The 405-nt window shown below is 73.6% G+C and carries 1 protein-coding gene; it reads right to left on the reverse strand.

Annotated elements, in window-relative coordinates:
- The coding region (locus AC5Y6X_RS24465) for an AMP-binding protein (protein ID WP_499989725.1) at positions 1–405 on the reverse strand (405 nt) is incomplete at both ends.

Below are 405 nucleotides of genomic sequence, written 5' to 3' on the forward strand. Positions count from 1 at the left end.
GCCACCCCCTTCGGGGTGCCGGTGGTGCCCGAGGTGTAGATCAGATACGCGATGTCCGCGGGCGCGGGCACCGGCAGCGCGCCGCCCGGCTGGGCACCGACCGTGGGAGTGTGGAGGTCGTCGATGTCGAAGACGGTCAGATCCCGGTGGCCGGCCAGCCGGTCGCGCAGCCCGCTGGCAGTGATGACCGCACTGGGGTTGGCGTCGGTGAGCATGAAGGTGATCCGGCCCTCCGGTAGGGCGGGGTCGATCGGCAGGTAGGCGGCCCCGGTTTTGAGCACCCCGAGCATCGCGGTGATCGCCTGGCCCGAGCGGCCCAGCAGCAGCGCCACACACCGGCCCGGGCCCACCCCCCGCCCGGCCAGCATGCGCGCGATGCCGGTGGCGGCCGCATCCAACTCCGCA

Source organism: Mycobacterium sp. NGS26 (assembly GCF_059813025.1).